This window comes from Cupriavidus sp. 22TCCZM01-5, from assembly GCF_057798915.1.
Genome location: NZ_JBYOJR010000028.1, coordinates 78,507 through 94,183, shown reverse-complemented (window position 1 = coordinate 94,183; position 15,677 = coordinate 78,507). Strand labels below are relative to the sequence as shown.

At 66.8% G+C, this 15,677-nt stretch carries 16 protein-coding genes; 5 read left to right on the top strand and 11 right to left on the bottom strand.

Annotated features, from left to right (window positions below):
• The first annotated feature begins 179 nt into the window (after positions 1–179).
• A complete protein-coding gene (locus tag AC3FNH_RS23300) occupies positions 180–452 on the top strand; it encodes a GIY-YIG nuclease family protein (protein ID WP_488721720.1) in 273 nt (90 codons plus the stop codon).
• Between the two features lie 59 nt (positions 453–511).
• Here AC3FNH_RS23300 and AC3FNH_RS23295 read toward each other — a convergent pair whose 3' ends face one another.
• Together AC3FNH_RS23295 and AC3FNH_RS23290 are read right to left on the bottom strand one after the other, a co-directional pair.
• The gene (locus AC3FNH_RS23295) at positions 512–934 is read right to left on the bottom strand and encodes an organic hydroperoxide resistance protein (protein WP_276102784.1); all 423 of its coding nucleotides are present in this window, start codon (positions 932–934) and stop codon (positions 512–514) included.
• 59 nt (positions 935–993) lie between these two features.
• Positions 994–1,461: a MarR family winged helix-turn-helix transcriptional regulator gene (locus tag AC3FNH_RS23290; protein ID WP_488721719.1), complete on the bottom strand. Its 468-nt coding sequence runs from the start codon at positions 1,459–1,461 to the stop codon at positions 994–996.
• A gap of 177 nt (positions 1,462–1,638) precedes the next feature.
• Between AC3FNH_RS23290 and AC3FNH_RS23285 the strand changes: the two genes are divergently transcribed.
• Together AC3FNH_RS23285 and AC3FNH_RS23280 are read left to right on the top strand one after the other, a co-directional pair.
• Complete coding sequence (locus tag AC3FNH_RS23285) at positions 1,639–3,105, top strand: DegQ family serine endoprotease (protein WP_488721718.1); 1,467 nt, start codon at positions 1,639–1,641, stop codon at positions 3,103–3,105.
• A 265-nt stretch (positions 3,106–3,370) separates the two neighbouring features.
• Positions 3,371–3,694, top strand: a complete 324-nt coding sequence (locus AC3FNH_RS23280) for a hypothetical protein (RefSeq protein ID WP_488721717.1) — start codon at positions 3,371–3,373, stop codon at positions 3,692–3,694.
• A gap of 52 nt (positions 3,695–3,746) precedes the next feature.
• On the opposite strand, the gene AC3FNH_RS23275 is transcribed toward AC3FNH_RS23280, so the two are convergent.
• The 5 genes from AC3FNH_RS23275 to AC3FNH_RS23255 all read right to left on the bottom strand — a co-directional run bounded on the left by AC3FNH_RS23275 (position 3,747) and on the right by AC3FNH_RS23255 (position 9,881).
• A complete protein-coding gene (locus AC3FNH_RS23275; protein WP_488721716.1) occupies positions 3,747–5,330 on the bottom strand; it encodes an MFS transporter in 1,584 nt (527 codons plus the stop codon).
• Positions 5,327–5,815, bottom strand: a complete 489-nt coding sequence (locus AC3FNH_RS23270) for a MarR family winged helix-turn-helix transcriptional regulator (RefSeq protein ID WP_276102789.1) — start codon at positions 5,813–5,815, stop codon at positions 5,327–5,329. The genes AC3FNH_RS23275 and AC3FNH_RS23270 overlap by 4 nt, the downstream gene beginning before the upstream one ends.
• 72 nt (positions 5,816–5,887) lie before the next feature.
• On the bottom strand, positions 5,888–7,915 hold the full coding sequence (locus AC3FNH_RS23265; protein WP_488721715.1) for a transglutaminase TgpA family protein: 2,028 nt from the start codon (positions 7,913–7,915) through the stop codon (positions 5,888–5,890).
• Positions 7,912–8,958 (bottom strand): DUF58 domain-containing protein, encoded by a 1,047-nt coding sequence (locus tag AC3FNH_RS23260; RefSeq protein WP_488721714.1) that lies wholly within the window; start codon positions 8,956–8,958, stop codon positions 7,912–7,914. The genes AC3FNH_RS23265 and AC3FNH_RS23260 overlap by 4 nt, the downstream gene beginning before the upstream one ends.
• A 5-nt stretch (positions 8,959–8,963) precedes the next feature.
• Complete coding sequence (locus tag AC3FNH_RS23255; RefSeq protein WP_488721713.1) at positions 8,964–9,881, bottom strand: AAA family ATPase; 918 nt, start codon at positions 9,879–9,881, stop codon at positions 8,964–8,966.
• A 190-nt stretch (positions 9,882–10,071) separates the two neighbouring features.
• Here AC3FNH_RS23255 and AC3FNH_RS23250 point away from each other — a divergent pair, with 190 nt between their 5' ends.
• Positions 10,072–10,884 carry a phytanoyl-CoA dioxygenase family protein gene (locus tag AC3FNH_RS23250; protein WP_488721712.1) on the top strand — a complete coding sequence of 271 codons (813 nt, stop codon included), beginning with the start codon at positions 10,072–10,074 and terminating at the stop codon, positions 10,882–10,884.
• A 39-nt stretch (positions 10,885–10,923) separates the two neighbouring features.
• On the opposite strand, the gene AC3FNH_RS23245 is transcribed toward AC3FNH_RS23250, so the two are convergent.
• Complete coding sequence (locus tag AC3FNH_RS23245; RefSeq protein WP_276102794.1) at positions 10,924–11,754, bottom strand: IclR family transcriptional regulator; 831 nt, start codon at positions 11,752–11,754, stop codon at positions 10,924–10,926.
• Between the two features lie 160 nt (positions 11,755–11,914).
• Positions 11,915–13,420, bottom strand: a complete 1,506-nt coding sequence (locus tag AC3FNH_RS23240) for an MFS transporter (protein ID WP_276102795.1) — start codon at positions 13,418–13,420, stop codon at positions 11,915–11,917.
• A gap of 153 nt (positions 13,421–13,573) precedes the next feature.
• On the opposite strand from AC3FNH_RS23240, the gene AC3FNH_RS23235 reads away from it, so the two are divergent.
• Positions 13,574–14,506 carry a LysR family transcriptional regulator gene (locus AC3FNH_RS23235; RefSeq protein WP_276102796.1) on the top strand — a complete coding sequence of 311 codons (933 nt, stop codon included), beginning with the start codon at positions 13,574–13,576 and terminating at the stop codon, positions 14,504–14,506.
• A 42-nt stretch (positions 14,507–14,548) separates the two neighbouring features.
• Here AC3FNH_RS23235 and AC3FNH_RS23230 read toward each other — a convergent pair whose 3' ends face one another.
• Both AC3FNH_RS23230 and AC3FNH_RS23225 read right to left on the bottom strand, forming a co-directional pair.
• Positions 14,549–14,872 (bottom strand): hypothetical protein, encoded by a 324-nt coding sequence (locus AC3FNH_RS23230; protein ID WP_276102797.1) that lies wholly within the window; start codon positions 14,870–14,872, stop codon positions 14,549–14,551.
• Positions 14,873–15,037: 165 nt separating this feature from the next.
• Positions 15,038–15,601: a YggT family protein gene (locus AC3FNH_RS23225; protein WP_488721711.1), complete on the bottom strand. Its 564-nt coding sequence runs from the start codon at positions 15,599–15,601 to the stop codon at positions 15,038–15,040.
• Positions 15,602–15,677: the final 76 nt, after the last annotated feature.

Here is a 15,677-nt window from a genome sequence, read left to right as displayed (position 1 = left end):
GCGGATTACCCGTGTGAAAGTAGGTCATCGCCAGGCTCTTACAATGCAAAACCCCTCGACAGCATGTGCTGCGAGGGGTTTTTGCTTTTGGGGCGGCGACTCGGTGAAACCCGCCAGCCCACTTTCGCGGCCGTCTGACAGGTCGTAAGATTCACGGATCTCTTTCCGATTCAGTATTCATGTCCGATGAGCACCCGTGGTACCTCTATCTGCTCGAATGCACTGGCGGCTCGATTTACACCGGCATAACCACGGACGTGGCGCGCCGCTTCGCACAGCATCTGGCGGGAAAAGGCGCGAAATATACGCGATCGCGCAAGCCGCTGCGGGTGCTGGGACAGATTTCCTTCTCGTCGAAATCGGAGGCGCTGAAGGCGGAACTGGCGACGAAACGTATGAGTTCCGCGCAAAAGATCGCATTTTGCGCGACGCTGGGCCAACCAGAGTCCTGAAAGAATAAAGGCGTACGCCGCAAGGGCGCACGCCTTTTTGGCTTGTCAGCTTCCGCTGATCAAACCACTGTCAACGTCACTTCGATATTTCCACGCGTGGCATTCGAGTACGGGCAAACCTGGTGTGCCTGCTCGACCAGCTTTTCCACGGCTTCGCGCTCGAAGCCCGGCACCGAGATCTTCAGTTCGGCCTGGATGCCGAAGCCCTGAGGAATAGGGCCGATACCGACCGAGCCTTCGATGGATGTATCCGCCGGCAGCACGATCTTCTGCTGGGCGGCAACATGGCGCATTGCCCCGATGAAGCAGGCCGAGTATCCGGCCGCAAACAGCTGCTCCGGATTCAGGCCGTCGCCCTTTCCGCCCATTTCCTTCGGCAGCGCCAGCTTGGTGTCGAGTTGGCCATCGGACGTGACGGCACGGCCATCGCGCCCACCGGTAGCGGTGGCATGGGCGGTATAGAGGACTTTTTCGAGTTTCATGAGAGCTCCAGGGTAGTGTTGCCCGTCAGGGCAGATGAGCATTCGCCTCGCGCGGCTGCTCAGGAATCGGTCCGCGCCTGTTCCAGCGACGACCGCAACGCATGCAGGCGCTGGGTCAGTGACTGGATCTCATCGATCCGGCACTGCGTGGCGCACAGCAATTTTTCCGGAATGCCGACCGCCGCCTGCCGCAAGTTGCGGCCGGCCCCGGTCAAGGCCACAAGCACGCGGCGCTCGTCCGCGACATCACGCCTGCGACTCACCAGTCCCGCGCTTTCCAGCCGCTTGAGCAGGGGCGTCAGCGTGCCGGAATCCAGCGCGAGGCGCGTACCAAGCTCGGATACCGTGAGCGTTTCATGCTCCCACAGCACTAGCATCACCAGATATTGCGGATAAGTGAGTCCAAGCTCATCCAGCATTGGCTTGTACACCTTGGTCATCGCCAGCGATGTCGAGTACAGCGCGAAGCACAGCTGACGGTCCAGCAGCAGCCAGTCTTCTTTCGGGTCAGTGAGCGTGTCTTCCATGAAGATATATTAGACGCAATTTGATTGTGTGCAATATAAATTTTGAAACAGATAAAAAGTGATGAATGAGGCGGTCTGAGCTTTAAGGATGTCTTAAGTCTCGCTGGTTAGCATCAACCTGTCGCGCCACATCGCTACCTGCAGCGGCGCATGAGTATTTCTGGGAAAGGAGATTCCATGATTCGCCAGACCATCGCACGTACCGCCATTGGTTTTGCCGCGCTTGCCGCAATCGGTGGTGGCTATGCCTACTTGCAGAAGGAAGTCATCACGCCGGGGTACGCCGCGTCCACGCCTGCCGCCGCGGCCGCGCCGGCGCAGTCCGTCGCCGTAGCCACGCCGATGGACTTCTCCGGCATTGTCGATCAGTACGGGCCGGCCGTGGTCAACATCAGCGTTACCGCACGTGCGCAACGCACCGCGATGCAGACGCCACCGGGAATGGATCCCGATGATCCCCTGTTCCAGTTCTTCAAGCGGTTCGGGCCGCAGTTCCAGGGTCCGCAAGGCGGGCAGCAACTGGTAAAGGGCCTGGGCTCGGGCTTTATCGTTAGTCCTGACGGGCTGATCCTGACCAATGCCCACGTGGTGGACGGCGCGCAGGAGGTCACCGTGAAGCTGACCGACCGTCGCGAGTTCAAGGCCAAGGTGCTTGGCACTGATCAGCAGACCGACGTGGCGGTCATCCGTATCGATGCCAAGGACCTGCCCGTAGTCCGGCTGGGCGATCCGTCGCGTGTGAAGGTCGGCGAGCCCGTGCTGGCCATCGGCTCGCCCTACGGATTCGAGAACACCGTGACGGCGGGCATTGTCAGCGCCAAATCGCGCTCGCTGCCTGACGACACCTACGTCCCGTTCATCCAGACCGACGTTGCCGTGAACCCGGGCAATTCCGGCGGCCCGCTGTTCAACCAGCGTGGCGAGGTGATCGGTATCAACTCGCAGATCTATAGCCAGACCGGCGGCTACCAGGGTCTTTCGTTCGCCATTCCGATCAACGTGGCGACAAAGGTCGAGCAGCAACTGGTCGCGCATGGCAAGGTCACGCGCGGCCGCCTCGGCATCTCGGTGCAGGAAGTCAACCAGGCGCTGGCGCAATCGTTCGGCCTGCCCAAGCCATCGGGCGCGTTGGTCAATTCGGTCGAGCCCGACAGCCCTGCAGCGAAAGCCGGCCTCAAGCCTGGCGATGTCATCGTGCAGCTCGACAATGAGGTCATCGACCACTCGGGCGATCTGCCGGAGCATGTTGCCGATATCAAGCCGGGCACCGACACGGCGGTGAAGGTCATCCGCAAGGGCCAGCCCATGACGCTGTCGGTGAAGGTAGGCGCCGCCAAGGACGAGGTGGTCGCGCAGAAGGGTGGCGAGAACCAGGCCGGCGGACGGCTCGGACTCGCCGTGCGGCCGCTGACGCCTGCGGAGAAGCGCCAGAGTGGAATTGAGGGCGGGCTCGTCGTGGAAGACGTAGCCGGTCCGGCCGCGCGCGTAGGCATCCAGCCGGGCGACGTGATTCTGTCGCTCAACGGCACGCCGATCGCTTCGGCGGATCAGCTGCGTGCCTTGGTGGCCAAGTCCGGCAAGCAGGTAGCACTGCTGGTACAGCGCGACGAGGCGCGCATCTTCATTCCGCTCGACCTCGGCTGACGCCTCGCAAGCGTTTACCGGCAAGGCTTCCGGGTCTTTGGGTCGCCGTATACCGGGGGTATACGGCGACGTTTACCGACGGTATACGCACCGTATACGAACTGCGTATACGACCCGCGAACCCTTGCCGGAAGCCGGTTTCCGCGCAAGGAAGGGCTTACAGAAAGCGCGACAGCAGGTATGATCTCGACTGCGATGCACGAAGCATGCGGCGGCACGGCCCGCCGACCCTGGTTCCTGCTCAATCGACAGAACAAGGAAGTCTATGCAGTTGGATTTCACCCGAGCCATTACACCGGGTCCCGAGAGAGCGCGGCGCGTTGCGCCCACCGCTCAATCTGCGCCGAGCCCCCGGCGGCGCAAGAAGGAAGCGCCCCCGCATTGGGAGCGCGGCTACCGTTCGCATTTCTACCGCAATGAGCGCGGCGAGAAGCTGGGCGAGGTTCGCCTGTCCGACCGCGGCGACGTGCCAGTGGTCTATCACTGGGCGGCCGGCAACTACTCGGGCGCTGAAGGATCGCTGGTCCATGCGCGCGCGCGCGTGGAAGAGACCATCGGCTTCGGCATGCGCCAGCTTTCGTTGTTCTGATTTCTGATTTTCCTCCGGTGGCCACGTCGATGGCGCCGTCCCACGTAGCGCGTCAGTCCAGGCGGCGCTGCAGCAGCATGTACACCGCAGCGGTCAGCGCCAGCACCGCAATCAGGCGGTAGAGATCCTCGCAAGCAATCAGACGCGACTGCTGTTCCAGCAGACCGCCGAGCAGAGCCAGCGCGCCATGGTGTGCCTGCGCTTCATCCAGGCCACGAGCGGCCAGAGCGACCTGTGCCGACTGCATCCATAACTGCGTTTCCGCCGTCTGTTGCCCGAGCGCATGCACCAGGCTGTCATGCACGGCGAACTGCCGGTTCTGCAGCAACACGGCACCGATGGCCGACGCAAACGAGCTGGCGATCTGCCGCATCAGGTTCTTGCTTCGGTATCCGTGCGCGAATTCTTCTCCGCTCAGTGAGCGGAATGTCAGCCCGGCGATGGGGATGATGACCATCACGCCGAACAGGCCCTTGCCGACGAGGCCCCAGGCCAGCGCGGGCGGCCCCGCGTCCGGCGGCATGCGAGAGAACCACCATGCGGTGGCGGCCATCAGCAGGAGCCCGGTCACCATCAGCGGCTTCTTGCGCGTCAGCCGCGATGCGTACCGCAGGTAGACCATGACCCCAGTCAGGCTCACCAGCGCGGCAAAGGTATTGAGCCATCCGGTGGTGGCAAGCGGAATCCGCAGCGCCTGCTCGGCGTAGATCGGAAACACGTAGGCACTGAGGTTGTTGATCATGTAGTACACGAAGTACATCCCGATGCCGGCGAGGTAGACGGGATTACGCAGTGCCCGCAGGTGCAGCACCGGCGCCTCATGGTGCCACTGATGCAACAGGAACGCGGCCAGCAGGCCCAGGCCGGCGGCGGCTATCAGCGCCAGCCGTATCGGGTGGGAAAAGATGTCGAAGCGGGCCTCGGTCATGGCGGCCTGCAGCGTGACAATGGCCGCGCCAAACAGCAGCAGCGGGCCGAGCGTTGGGCTTGGGGCCGGCCGGCGCGGCTCCACATCGGGCAGCAGTACCCAGGCGCCGAGGGTGGCGAGCGCGGCAAACGGCAGCGCGCCATAGAACACGTCCTGCCAGACGCCGTTGTCCACCAGTTCTGCCGCGAATGCCGGTCCCAGCGCGCTCGCCGTGAAGATGCCCGTCATGAAGATGCGGCTCGCACGCGGCCGGTCTGCCGGGCCGAACAGGACCGCGACCAGGATGCGGCAACTCGTGAACAGCGCGCCGCCGCCAAATCCCTGCACGAAACGGGCGCCCACGAGTTGCGCGAGAGAATGGCTGGTGGCGGCGCCCAGCGTGCCGGCCATGAAGACCAGCAGCGCGCCGGTCAGGTAGTAGCGGTAGCCGAAGCGGCGCGACAGCCATTGCTGCTGGAGGATCATGAGCATGCTGCCGACGGCATAGGCCGCCTGCGCCAGCGCGAAGCTGCGAGGATCCGCGTCGATGCCGCCCATGATGTGGCTCGACGCGAACACGAACATGATGTTCTCGAGAAATTCCACGCCGGTGGCGAGCGCCAGCAGCAGCATCAGCAGCGTCTGGCGCTGCCGGTGGCTGAGCCACCGCAGCCAGCGCATGCCCAGGCGCAGCTGCCAGAGCGGTTGCCAGCGAGATTCCGGGTTCATGGCTGCAGGGCTTGCAGGCTCTGGTGCAGGCGGTTCAGCACGCGGGTGCTCGCGGCCAGGCCGCTTTCGCCTACCGGCGCCCAGGCTTCGGCATAAGCCGCGTGCACCAGCGGCAGGGCGCGCTCGAGCAGGCGCCGACCGGTCGGGGTGAGCGTCAGTTCCAGCGCGCGGCGATCCTGCGCGGAGGCCCGGCGATGCACGAGACCGCGCGCTTCCAGGCCATCGAGCAGCCGGGTCATCTGCGTGCGCGTGGCGTCTATGGTCGCGCCTAGTTCGGACGGCATGCTGGGCTGCCCCTCGTCGACGGCGAGCATGCTCAGGACCAGGTACTGGCTCATGTCGAGATCGAACGGCGCCAGCGTCCGGTTGATGTGATCGCGCAGCAGGCGCGCGGTGCGAAGCAGCAGGCGCGACGCCAGGATCAGGTCGCGCGGAGCATCCGGGTGGGCCGCGCTGAAACGTTCGATACGTTGCTCAAAGGACATGGTGCGGATCACCCGGATGCCGGCTTGCCAGCCCAGGTGATTTCGTTCGAGATAATTACAAATGAAATTATATCAAACGGAATGAATCTCGCCGGCGGCGGTGCGCTGCCCGTGCCCTATGCGAAGGCTGGACGATACGCGGCGCGAGCCTGCGCGCAGGTTCGCGACTGCCGCCGCCCGGCGTGCTTCCGGCATCGCACCGTAGCGCAGGCCGATATAGTTGGCGATGAATGCATGGATTGCCGGTGCCGCGTGGGGCAGCCCGGCCGCGACGCGTTCGGCGAAGGCCTGCGGACCCTCGGCCGCGCCGCGCTCGAAGCCATGGCGCGCCAGCATGCGGCACACCTGCGCGTAGCACGCGTCGACCGGGTCCGTCCGCCGGCGCAGCAGCGATAGCGGCAGCAGTGCCAGCAGGCTGAGCGCGGCCAGTCCGTATGCAAGCAGTTGCGCGAGGCTGAAGCCCGGCAGCCAGTCGCCGAACAGCCGCTCCTGCTGGCCGCGGTCGTACTGCAGGATCCAGCGCTGCCAGGTGTAGGTCAGCCCGTCGTAGGCCCAGCGCAGGTTGCGCAACCAGCCGGCTTCCTGGCCCGCTGACCAGACACCGGAATCCCGGCCGCCCAGTGCCGCATCGAGCCCCTGTTCGACGCGGCTGGGGGCCACTGCGCTGGTTGGATCGACGCGCACCCAGCCGCGCCCTTCCAGCCAGACCTCGGCCCAGGCGTGGGCGTCGGCCTGCCGCACGATGTAGTGGCGTCCGATCGGGTTGTACTCGCCGCCCAGGTAGCCGGCCACTACCCGTGCCGGCACGCCCGCCGCGCGCATCAGGAAGACGAAGCTGCTGGCATAGTGTTCGCAGAATCCGCGATGCGTCTCGAACAGGAAGCTGTCGATCTGTTCCGCGCCCAGCGGCGGCGGCCGAAGCGTATAGCCGAACGGCGCCGAGGCGAACAGGTGCAGGGCTGCCTGCACGCGCTGCAGCGGTTCGGCATAGCTGCCGGCCCATTGCGCGGCCAGTTCGCGTGCGCGCGGGTTGCCCGGCGGCAGGCTCAGGGCCAGTGCCCGCGTGCGTGCCGACAGGGGTTCTGGCGAGGATCCAAGGGTGGAGCGCGCCCGGTAGCGGATGCGTTGCTCCACTGGCATGTCCAGGAAATACTCGCCATCCGCGGAGACCCGGGCGTTGGCGTTCGATGACACCGCCACGCCGCGGTCCAGCGCGAACAGCCAGCGCTGCTGGCTTGGCTCCAGCGTGATGGTGTAGTCGACGCTGCCGGCCTGCTGCGACTCGGCCTGCGGTGGGGCAGCAGGTAACATCGCCTGCTGGCGTTGCGCGACGGGCAGCCAGCTTGCGCCGTCGAACTGCCACAACACCAGAGCCCGCCAGTAGAGGGCACCCGCGGGCAGCGCATTGCCGTCGATCTCGGCGCGCAGCGCGATTTCCGGCGAGCGTACGAGTTGCCCGACGCTTCCCGGCCGCATCACATTGCTGATGCCGGTCCGCGTCGCCGGCGCCGATTCCGGCAGGCGCCACAGCGGATGTTCCAGTCGTGGAAACAGCACGAACAGCAAGAGTGTCCACGGCAGGCCGATCAGCGCCATGCGGCCCAGCAGCGGCCAGATCGCCAGCCGGCCACGCGCTTCAGGGTGATGCAGCAGCAGCCAGTTGCGCAGCACCCACGCCCCGATCGCCACGCTATACAGTGCCAGCCAGAATGGCTGGTCGGACAGGTACAGCGTCAGCAACAGGTAGAACGACAGCTGCGCGACCAGGGTCGCGTCCGCAAGGCTATGGCATTCCAGCAGCTTGAGCACGACAAAGGCGCCCAGCAGGGCGACGGCCAGGTCGCGCATGGTGCCGCCGCCATCCTGCCAGATCAGCGCGGCGGCGAGGCCCAGCACCAGCACGGCCGCCAAGCCCAGCACCACCCTGGATGGCAGCGGTGCTTGCCTGTGCCATAGCAGCCAGCGCCAGCCCAGCAGCGCGAGCAGCAGCAGGCTGACCGCCACAGGCAGCGTACGCGCCTGCGGCGCGAGGACCAGCGCGAGCTGGCCGAGCAAGACGCCGTGATCCCGGTGCGCCAGCGGCCGCGCCTGCGTGCTCATGCCGGGCCTGCGCTTGCGCCATGTGGCGCGCGCCACAGTGCCAGGGCTTCCAGGCAGGCGCGGCGATGGCCCGCGCCGTGCCCGGGCCGGATGTCCACGCCGGGCAGGCGCAGGCCGAGTTCCGTTTCATCGCCTGCCGCGAGCAGCCAGGCACATAGCCGGGACAGCCGGGCCTCGGCCGGCATGCCCGGTGGCAGGGCGCGCCAGTCCAGCCAGCGTGTCGGCCGCGCCGGTAAATCTCCCGCGCGGCTCATCCAGCGGCCGGTGCGCGCGCTGTGCTTCCAGGCAATGCGGTGCAGCGGGTCGCCGCTGCGGTACTTGCGAAGCTGGTCGATGCCTTCGTCAGTGACGTGGCCGCTGGTATTGCCGTCTTCGCCAGGGTCCAGGGCTGCCATCGGGGGCAGCGGCGGTGCGGCGGACTCTGGCGCCGGGAAGACCAGCACAGACAGGCCCAGTTCTGCATAGCCCCAGACCCGCAGCAGCCCGAACGGAAAGCGGCTGGAGAGCGTGATGCGTGGCAGGCGCAGCCAGCCGCGCTGCACGGCCGGTACGAGCAACGTCAGGGTGCCGTCGCTGGCGGCGTCCAGCGTGATACCGGGGGCCGCGACCCCGGGCATGGCCGCGACGCTGGCTTCAATGCCGATGCGGGCCTGCGCGTCAGCGTTCGACAAGCGCAGCGTGAAGGCCGCGTCCTGCCCGGCGAAGGCCTCTTGCGCGGGAGCATTGGGATCGGCGGTGACGGACAGGTCGAGCAGGTTCCGATACGCCGTCCACATGCACGCCATGCCGATGCCTGCCAGCAGGAACGTCAGCCCGAAGCCGAGGCTGAGGTTGTAGTTCAGCGAGGTCAGCAGCATCGCCAGCAGCAGTACCGCAAAACTGAGGCCGCTTCGGGTGGGCAAGATGTAGAGGCGCCGGCGGTCCAGCCGCACCTCGCGTTGCTCGGGCACGCGCGGGGGCCGGAACCAGCGGCGCCGATACGGCCCTGCGCCGGCCTGCGGCAGCGCGGCATGGCGGGCTGCCGCGGACAAATCGCGCGGCATGGCCGTCAGGGAATGGGCACACTGGCCAGCAACGCGGCCAGGCTGTCTGTGCCGGCTCGCGCGCCGACGGGCGCCAGGCGGTGCGCCGCCACGGCGGTGAAGACCGCCTGCACATCTTCGGGCAGCACCATTTCGCGTTGCTCCAGCAGCGCCCATGCCCGCGCGCAGGCCAGTACCGCCAGGCCCGCGCGCGGCGACAGCCCAGCCGCAAAGGCGCTGCTTGCGCGCGTGGCCTGGACCAGCGCCAGCACGTAATCGACCAGCGCGGGGCTGGCATAGACCTGTGCCGCGGCATCCTGGAATGCCAGCACCTGCGCGGCGTCCATGACCGGCTCGAGCTGCGGCGGCGTGGAGCCGCCCAGGTACAGCACGCGTTCGAACGCGGGGTCGGGATAGCCCAGCGACAGCCGCATGGTGAAGCGGTCCAGTTGCGACTCGGGCAGCGCGTGCGTGCCGAGCTGTTCGAGCGGGTTCTGCGTGGCGATCACGAAGAATGGCGATGGCAGTGCGTGGGTGGCGCCGTCATACGTGACCTGGCCTTCGGCCATGGCTTCGAGCAACGCACTCTGGGTCTTGGGCGGGGCACGGTTGATCTCGTCGGCCAGCACCACCTGCGCGAAGACCGGCCCGCGATGGAAGCGGAACTCGCCCGAGTCGCGCACGAACACCGAAACGCCGATCAGGTCGGCGGGCAGCAGGTCGCTCGTGAACTGGACACGCTGGTACTGAAGCCCCAGCGTGCGGGCCAGCGCGTGCGCCAGCGTGGTCTTGCCGACGCCGGGCAGGTCTTCCAGCAGCAGGTGGCCGCGCGCCAGCATGCACGCGAGTGCCAGGCGAATCTGGCGCGGCTTGCCAAGCACGATGCGGCCAAGCCGGGTCTGGGCTTCGGTGAGCGTAGCGACGATCCGGGGGCGAGCAGTCACGTTGGCCTCGGGCTGGGAGACAGGGGAATTCGCGCATTGTAGCGGCGTGCGTCTTGCACGGCACAGTCTGTTTCCGCACGAAGACGGCCGATGCAGGGCCGCATGCGCCCGCCAGGCCGGGCGAGGTCCGCCGGGTTCTGGCATCATCATCGTATTGGCTGTGCCTTGGCCTGAATCTCCCTCTGCCGCGATGACCTCCCCGCTGGACGCTGTCTCCCTCCCGCCTGCCACTTCCACCGAACCCGATCCCGCCGCGCTGCAGCGCCTGGCCGAGGCGTTTCACAAGGATGGTTTCATCGTCCTGCGGGACTTTGCCCCCGAGCAGGCCTGCGCCGCGCTTGAGGCGGTGACGCGCACCCACCTGGCCGCGGCCATCCCGCCCGTCGAGTTCGAGGCCGACCTCGGCTACCCGGGGGCGCCGGCCAATCGCGATGCCGCAGGTGGCGGTACCGTCAGGCGCCTGCGGCAGGCTTACGGACGCGACCAGGTGTTTCGCGACTGGGCGACCGACCCGCGCCTGACCGCCGTGGTGCAGGCCCTTCTCGGCGAACCCGCGCGCATCACGCTGGCGCATCACAATTGCGTGATGACCAAGCATCCGCACTACGGCAGCCAGACCGGCTGGCACCGCGATACGCGCTACTGGTCGTTTATCAGCCCGGAGCTGGTGACGGTGTGGCTGGCGCTGGGCGACGAGGACGAGAGCAACGGGGTCCTGCGTGTCATCCCCGGCTCGCACCAGGCGGTGCTGGAGCCCGGCCAGCTCGACCCGGCCGAGTTCCTGATCGAAGCCCACCCGGCCAGCCAGCCGCTGTTGCAGGGCGCCGCATCGCTGGCGCTGCATCGCGGCGACGTGCTGTTCTTCGACAGCCGGCTGTTCCATGCCGCGGGCCGGAACAGTTCGAATGCGGTGAAGCTGTCGGTGGCGTTCGCCTACTTTGGCGCGAGCAACCGCCCGGTGGAGGGCACGCGCTCGGCGGAGTTCGGCAGCGTCGAACTGTAGCGACAGCGCTAGCGGCCCCGGCGCGGGGGGCTGTGCCGCTCAGGTGCGCAGGCCGACCAGTCCGGAGATCTTGCCGGCCGCTTCGAGCAGCGAGGGCAGGAAGCGCTCGAGCATTTCCGCGGCGCTGGTGCGGTTGGCCTGCCCGCTGATATTGAGGGCGGCAATGGTATGGCCGGCTCGGTTGCGGATAGGCGCGGCCAGCGACACCAGTCCCTCTTCCAGTTCCTGATCGTTCAGCGCCCAGCCGCGCGTGCGGATCTCGGCGATGACGCCCTTGAGCGCGTCCGGATCGATGATGGTGCGGCTCGTGCGCGCGCGCAGGTCGGTATTGCGCAGCACGCGGTCCAGCTCGTCATCGGCCAGGCCGGCCAGCAGCACGCGTCCCATCGACGAGCAGTAGGCCGGCAGGCGGCTGCCGATCGACAGGTTGATGGTCATGATCTTGCGCGCCGGCACTCGCAGCACGTAGACGATCTCGGTGCCATCGAGCACGGAAATCGAGCAGCTTTCGTGGACCTGCTGCGAGAGCGCCTCCATGATCGGCTCGGCCAGGTTCCAGAATGGCATCGAGGTCAGGTAGGCGAAGCCGAGATCCAGGATCTTGGGCGTCAGGCGGAACAGCCGGCCCTCTGCCTGGACATAGCCCAGGCCCACCAGCGTCAGCAGGATGCGGCGCGCGCCGGCGCGCGTCAGGCCGCTGGCCTGGGCGATTTCCGTCAGGGTCTGTGCCGGGTGTTCGGCGTTGAAGGCGCGGATCACGGACAGCCCGCGTGCAAAGGACTGCACATAGCTGTCGCTGGGCTTTTCAGGTGTGGCGGCGGAAGTGGCGGCGGTTTCCGCGGCGGGTCTGGGGTCGGCGGGACTGGCCATCTGTCTGGCACCGGCACGGTCGCCGGAAGTGGCACGCAAAGGCCGAAAGGGTAGAGGAAATACGCCGACTGCGCCAGTGCAGGCCGAAGCACGTGCTGGCGGCGCCCGCTTGGGGCGCCGCCGCCATGCTGTCTCCTGCACCGCGATGCGGTTGGGCGCCTTAGCGGAAGCTCTTCTGCAAAAGGACGAAGACGGCCATGGCCACGCACAGCGCCGCGAACCCGTGAAGCATGTCAATGCCGGCCAGCAGCGTTGCCTGCCGGTCGATTTCGAGCGAGATCCTGGCCAGGCTGGACGCGGACAGCGCGTCCGGCATCTGCAGCGCCGGAGTGAAGCGCGTGACGTGCTCGACCAGGTGGGTGCGGTGCGCGGCCAGGCCGTCCTGCATGAAGACGCTGGCCAGGCCCGTGCCGGAGGCCGAGGCGATCTGCTTGCAGACGTTCTTGAACTGGTATGCGTGGGAGAAGTCCTCGACCGGCAGGTCGAGATAGGTCATCGACGCGACCTGCACCATCAGCAGCACCGGCGTCAGGCCTTCGAGCAGTACCACAGGCACCAGCGCGTAGTCGGGCGCGCCGGGCATCAAGGTGTAGGACAGCAGCATGGCCGCGCACGCATAGACGACAAAGCCAATGGCGATCACGCGGCGCTTGCGGAAGACCAGCGCCATGCCGAGCGTGATCATCACCGCGCCGATGGTCGAGACTGTGCCGCTCGTCGAGAGCAGCATGCAAGTGGTGCGGAAGGTCAGGCCCAGGCCGCTTTGCGTGAGCGTCGGCAGCAGGAACGCCCAGGCCGACGAGAGCAGGTAGTACAGCGTGTAGAAGCCCAGCCCATACAGGTACTGGCGCCCGGCCAGGCGCGAGAAGTCGATCCACGGGTCCGGATGCCGGTACAGGCGCCAGCCGCTGAACGCGAACAGGCCCACGCCGAGCAGCGCGGCCAGCGGCATCTGGGGCGAACTGAAGAAGCGTGTGTAGCGCATTTCCTGCAGCGTGTGCAGGAACACCAGCGCCCCGAGCGCCGCCGCGATGGCCGCCGGCCAGTCCAGCGTCGACACGGGCGGATGCGGATCGCGCGGTGCGCGCGTGGGGTAGGTGGCGATCACCGACAGCAGCACCGGCAGCGAGATCCCGGCCTGGAACAGGAAGACCGCGCGCCAGCCGATATCGTCAAGGAAGATGCTGGTCAGCCATGGCGTGATGGCCAGCATTGCAAACGCGCCGCCGCCAAAGCGCAGCATCAGCGGTGCGCGCTCGGCCGGCGTGGACACCAGTTGCACCAGGATGCGCGAGGCCGCGAACAAGCCGCCCGCGCCGAGCCCCTGCACCGCCTTGCCGGCAATCAGCCCGCCCGGGCTGGCGGCCTCGGCGCACAGCAGCGAGCCAGCGATGAAGACCAGCAGCGACGCAATGGTGAAGCGCTTGTACGTGGTGCGGCGCGCGATCTGGTCGAGCACCATGTTCATCAGCACCGCGGTGGCGGCGTAGGCCGAGACCGCGTACAGGTAGTCTTCGGGCGCGGCGCCCACGCCCCCCTGGATGTGCTGGCTGGCCACGCCCATCATCAGCGTCGAGGAGAAGTCGATGCCGGTGACCAGCCCGAGCGTCAGCCCGAACAGAGACAGGCGCCAGTGGCCCATCTCGGGGTGGCTGGCGATCTGCATGCGGGGTCGTTGGGGGGCGGCGGCAGCCATGGTGACCTGGCCTTTGGCGTCAGGAACGCCGAAAACTGCGGGGACAGACGTTTGTGGTTGCATCGCTAAAGCATAATGTCGCCTGCTGTCCAGAACTACAGCTTGTCAGGGAAACATTGTCCGGTGAACGAAACAATTCAGTGGAATGATTGGGAAGCGTTCTGCTGCGTGGTCGAGCAGGGCACATTTACGGCCGCGGCGGAGCAGCTCGATTGCCCGAAGTCGCGCGTGTCGGCGGCCGTGGCGCGTCTGGAGACCGCGATCGGCGCCAAGCTGCTGGAGCGCACCACGCGCCGCATGCGGCTGACCGACGCGGGCAGTGCGGTGTACCGCGACGTGGCGCCGCTGTTCGCGCGGCTGCGCGAGATCCGCCAGGAAACGCTCGCGCGCGAAGAGCGCGTGCAGGGCGTGCTGCGCATTGCCACGCCGTATGAGTTCGGCGCCCAGCAGCTGGGCGGCATCATCTGCCGCACGCTGGCGGCACATCCGGCGCTGGATGTCTCCGTGGAAATCACGCAAGGACTGGTCGATCCGATCCGCGACGGGTTTGACGTGGCGTTCGTGATCGTCGACGCCGACCTGCCCGACTCCGGCACGGTGGCGCGCCGCATCTACCACGTGGAGCGGGGGCTTTTCGCGGCGCCCGCGCTGGCGGCCAGCCTGCCGCCGCTCATGCGCCCCGAAGACCTGGCCAATCTGCCGACGCTGACCACGCCGGGCGATACGGTATGGGAATTCCAGCGCGACGAGGAGTGCATCACGGTGCCGATCCGGCCGCGCATGCAGACCTTCAACGCGGAACTGCGGCTGCAGGGCGCGCTGGCGGGCCTGGGCATTGCCAAGTTGTCGGTGAACTATTGCGAGGCGGAAATGGCGCAAGGCAGGCTGGTGCGCGTGCTGCCCGAATTCCCGCTGCCGCCGCTGAGGGCGTTTGCGTTGCTGCCAGACCGGCGTTTGCAGCCGCGCAAGGTGCGGGCATTCATGGAGGCGATCGAGTCGATGCTGGAGCCCGAATTCGACCAGGACCCGGAGGAAGGTGCCAGCCCGGCGTTCTGACCGGGCCGGAGATGCGGGGGGCTTTTAGTTCAGCAAAGGGGCTCAGGCGCCTTCGGTGAAGGCATCACGGGCTTCGGTGACGGAGCGGGCGCCGTCCGTGTACGGGTCGCGCTTGCCAAGGTTGGCGCCGTCAGTGAACGGATCCACCTTGCCCAGCTTCGCGCCGTCGGTGTACGGGTCCACCTTGCCGAGCTTGGCGCCGTCCAGGTACGGGTCGACCTTGCCCATGCGGGCGATGCTGCCATCCAGGCGGGCCAGGTCCGAAACCGGCGCGGCAGCGTGGGCGCCGGAAGCGGCGGCCAGCGTCAGGCCGAGCGCGCAAAGAACGGAAGTGGCAAGGTTGCGGCGTTGTGCAAGGGTCTTCATGATCGTGTCCTTCTTTGTCAGGGTTTGTGGCGTCAGCCACCTTGACCTGTAATGTAGGACTTCGAAGCACTCGGAAAAAGGGTCAATCCTCGACACACTGTCCAGTGCGCTGGACAATGTCATGGGGGCGTCATCGGGGTGGATCCATGGACCCGCGTGCTTGCATCAGTAGTGCATGCCGAACACGCCCACGCTCAGCCTGGCAATGATCATCAGCAGGATCTGCGCGATCACGAACAGCACCAGCGGCGATATGTCGAACCCGCCCAGGCGCGGTATCACCCGCTGGATCGGGCGCAACAGCGGGGCCGTGAGGTGGTTGATGGCGGGCGTGATGGGCGAATGCGGGTTCACCCACGACAGGATCGCCATCAGCAGCGTTACCCACATCACCAGGCTGATGCCCCACTTGAGTACATAGAGGACGGCGGCCAGCAGCAGCATGGGCAGGAATGCAAGCAGTTCGCCGCCCGTGAGCGCCGCCACCAGCAGCAGAAACGCCAACGCGGTCAGCCAGGCGCCGATCACCGTGGCCCAGTCGATGCCGCCAAGCCCGGGAATGACCCGGCGCAATGGCCGCACCAGCCAGTCGGTGACCTGGAATACCCCCTGCGACACCGGGTTGCGCGTAGGCAGGCGGGTGATCTGCATCCACACGCGCAGCAGCAAGGCCATGCCGAACAGGGTAAAGACGGTATCGAGCAAGAAGAGGGCGATTTCCGTGAACATCGGTCAGGGTTCCGTGGCGGTGGGAAAGGTGTCTGCAACCGCACAGATTCTGCCATAGCCGGATGCCGGGACGGCG

What these genes read in the sequence shown, in the direction of transcription:
- AC3FNH_RS23300 (WP_488721720.1), top strand. Translation starts at nt 180, where the DNA reads ATGTCCGATGAGCACCCGTGGTACCTCTATCTGCTCGAATGCACTGGC.
- AC3FNH_RS23295 (WP_276102784.1), bottom strand. Translation starts at nt 934, where the DNA reads ATGAAACTCGAAAAAGTCCTCTATACCGCCCATGCCACCGCTACCGGT.
- AC3FNH_RS23290 (WP_488721719.1), bottom strand. Translation starts at nt 1,461, where the DNA reads ATGGAAGACACGCTCACTGACCCGAAAGAAGACTGGCTGCTGCTGGAC.
- AC3FNH_RS23285 (WP_488721718.1), top strand. Translation starts at nt 1,639, where the DNA reads ATGATTCGCCAGACCATCGCACGTACCGCCATTGGTTTTGCCGCGCTT.
- AC3FNH_RS23280 (WP_488721717.1), top strand. Translation starts at nt 3,371, where the DNA reads ATGCAGTTGGATTTCACCCGAGCCATTACACCGGGTCCCGAGAGAGCG.
- AC3FNH_RS23275 (WP_488721716.1), bottom strand. Translation starts at nt 5,330, where the DNA reads ATGAACCCGGAATCTCGCTGGCAACCGCTCTGGCAGCTGCGCCTGGGC.
- AC3FNH_RS23270 (WP_276102789.1), bottom strand. Translation starts at nt 5,815, where the DNA reads ATGTCCTTTGAGCAACGTATCGAACGTTTCAGCGCGGCCCACCCGGAT.
- AC3FNH_RS23265 (WP_488721715.1), bottom strand. Translation starts at nt 7,915, where the DNA reads ATGAGCACGCAGGCGCGGCCGCTGGCGCACCGGGATCACGGCGTCTTG.
- AC3FNH_RS23260 (WP_488721714.1), bottom strand. Translation starts at nt 8,958, where the DNA reads ATGCCGCGCGATTTGTCCGCGGCAGCCCGCCATGCCGCGCTGCCGCAG.
- AC3FNH_RS23250 (WP_488721712.1), top strand. Translation starts at nt 10,072, where the DNA reads ATGACCTCCCCGCTGGACGCTGTCTCCCTCCCGCCTGCCACTTCCACC.
- AC3FNH_RS23245 (WP_276102794.1), bottom strand. Translation starts at nt 11,754, where the DNA reads ATGGCCAGTCCCGCCGACCCCAGACCCGCCGCGGAAACCGCCGCCACT.
- AC3FNH_RS23240 (WP_276102795.1), bottom strand. Translation starts at nt 13,420, where the DNA reads ATGCAGATCGCCAGCCACCCCGAGATGGGCCACTGGCGCCTGTCTCTG.
- AC3FNH_RS23230 (WP_276102797.1), bottom strand. Translation starts at nt 14,872, where the DNA reads ATGAAGACCCTTGCACAACGCCGCAACCTTGCCACTTCCGTTCTTTGC.
- AC3FNH_RS23225 (WP_488721711.1), bottom strand. Translation starts at nt 15,601, where the DNA reads ATGTTCACGGAAATCGCCCTCTTCTTGCTCGATACCGTCTTTACCCTG.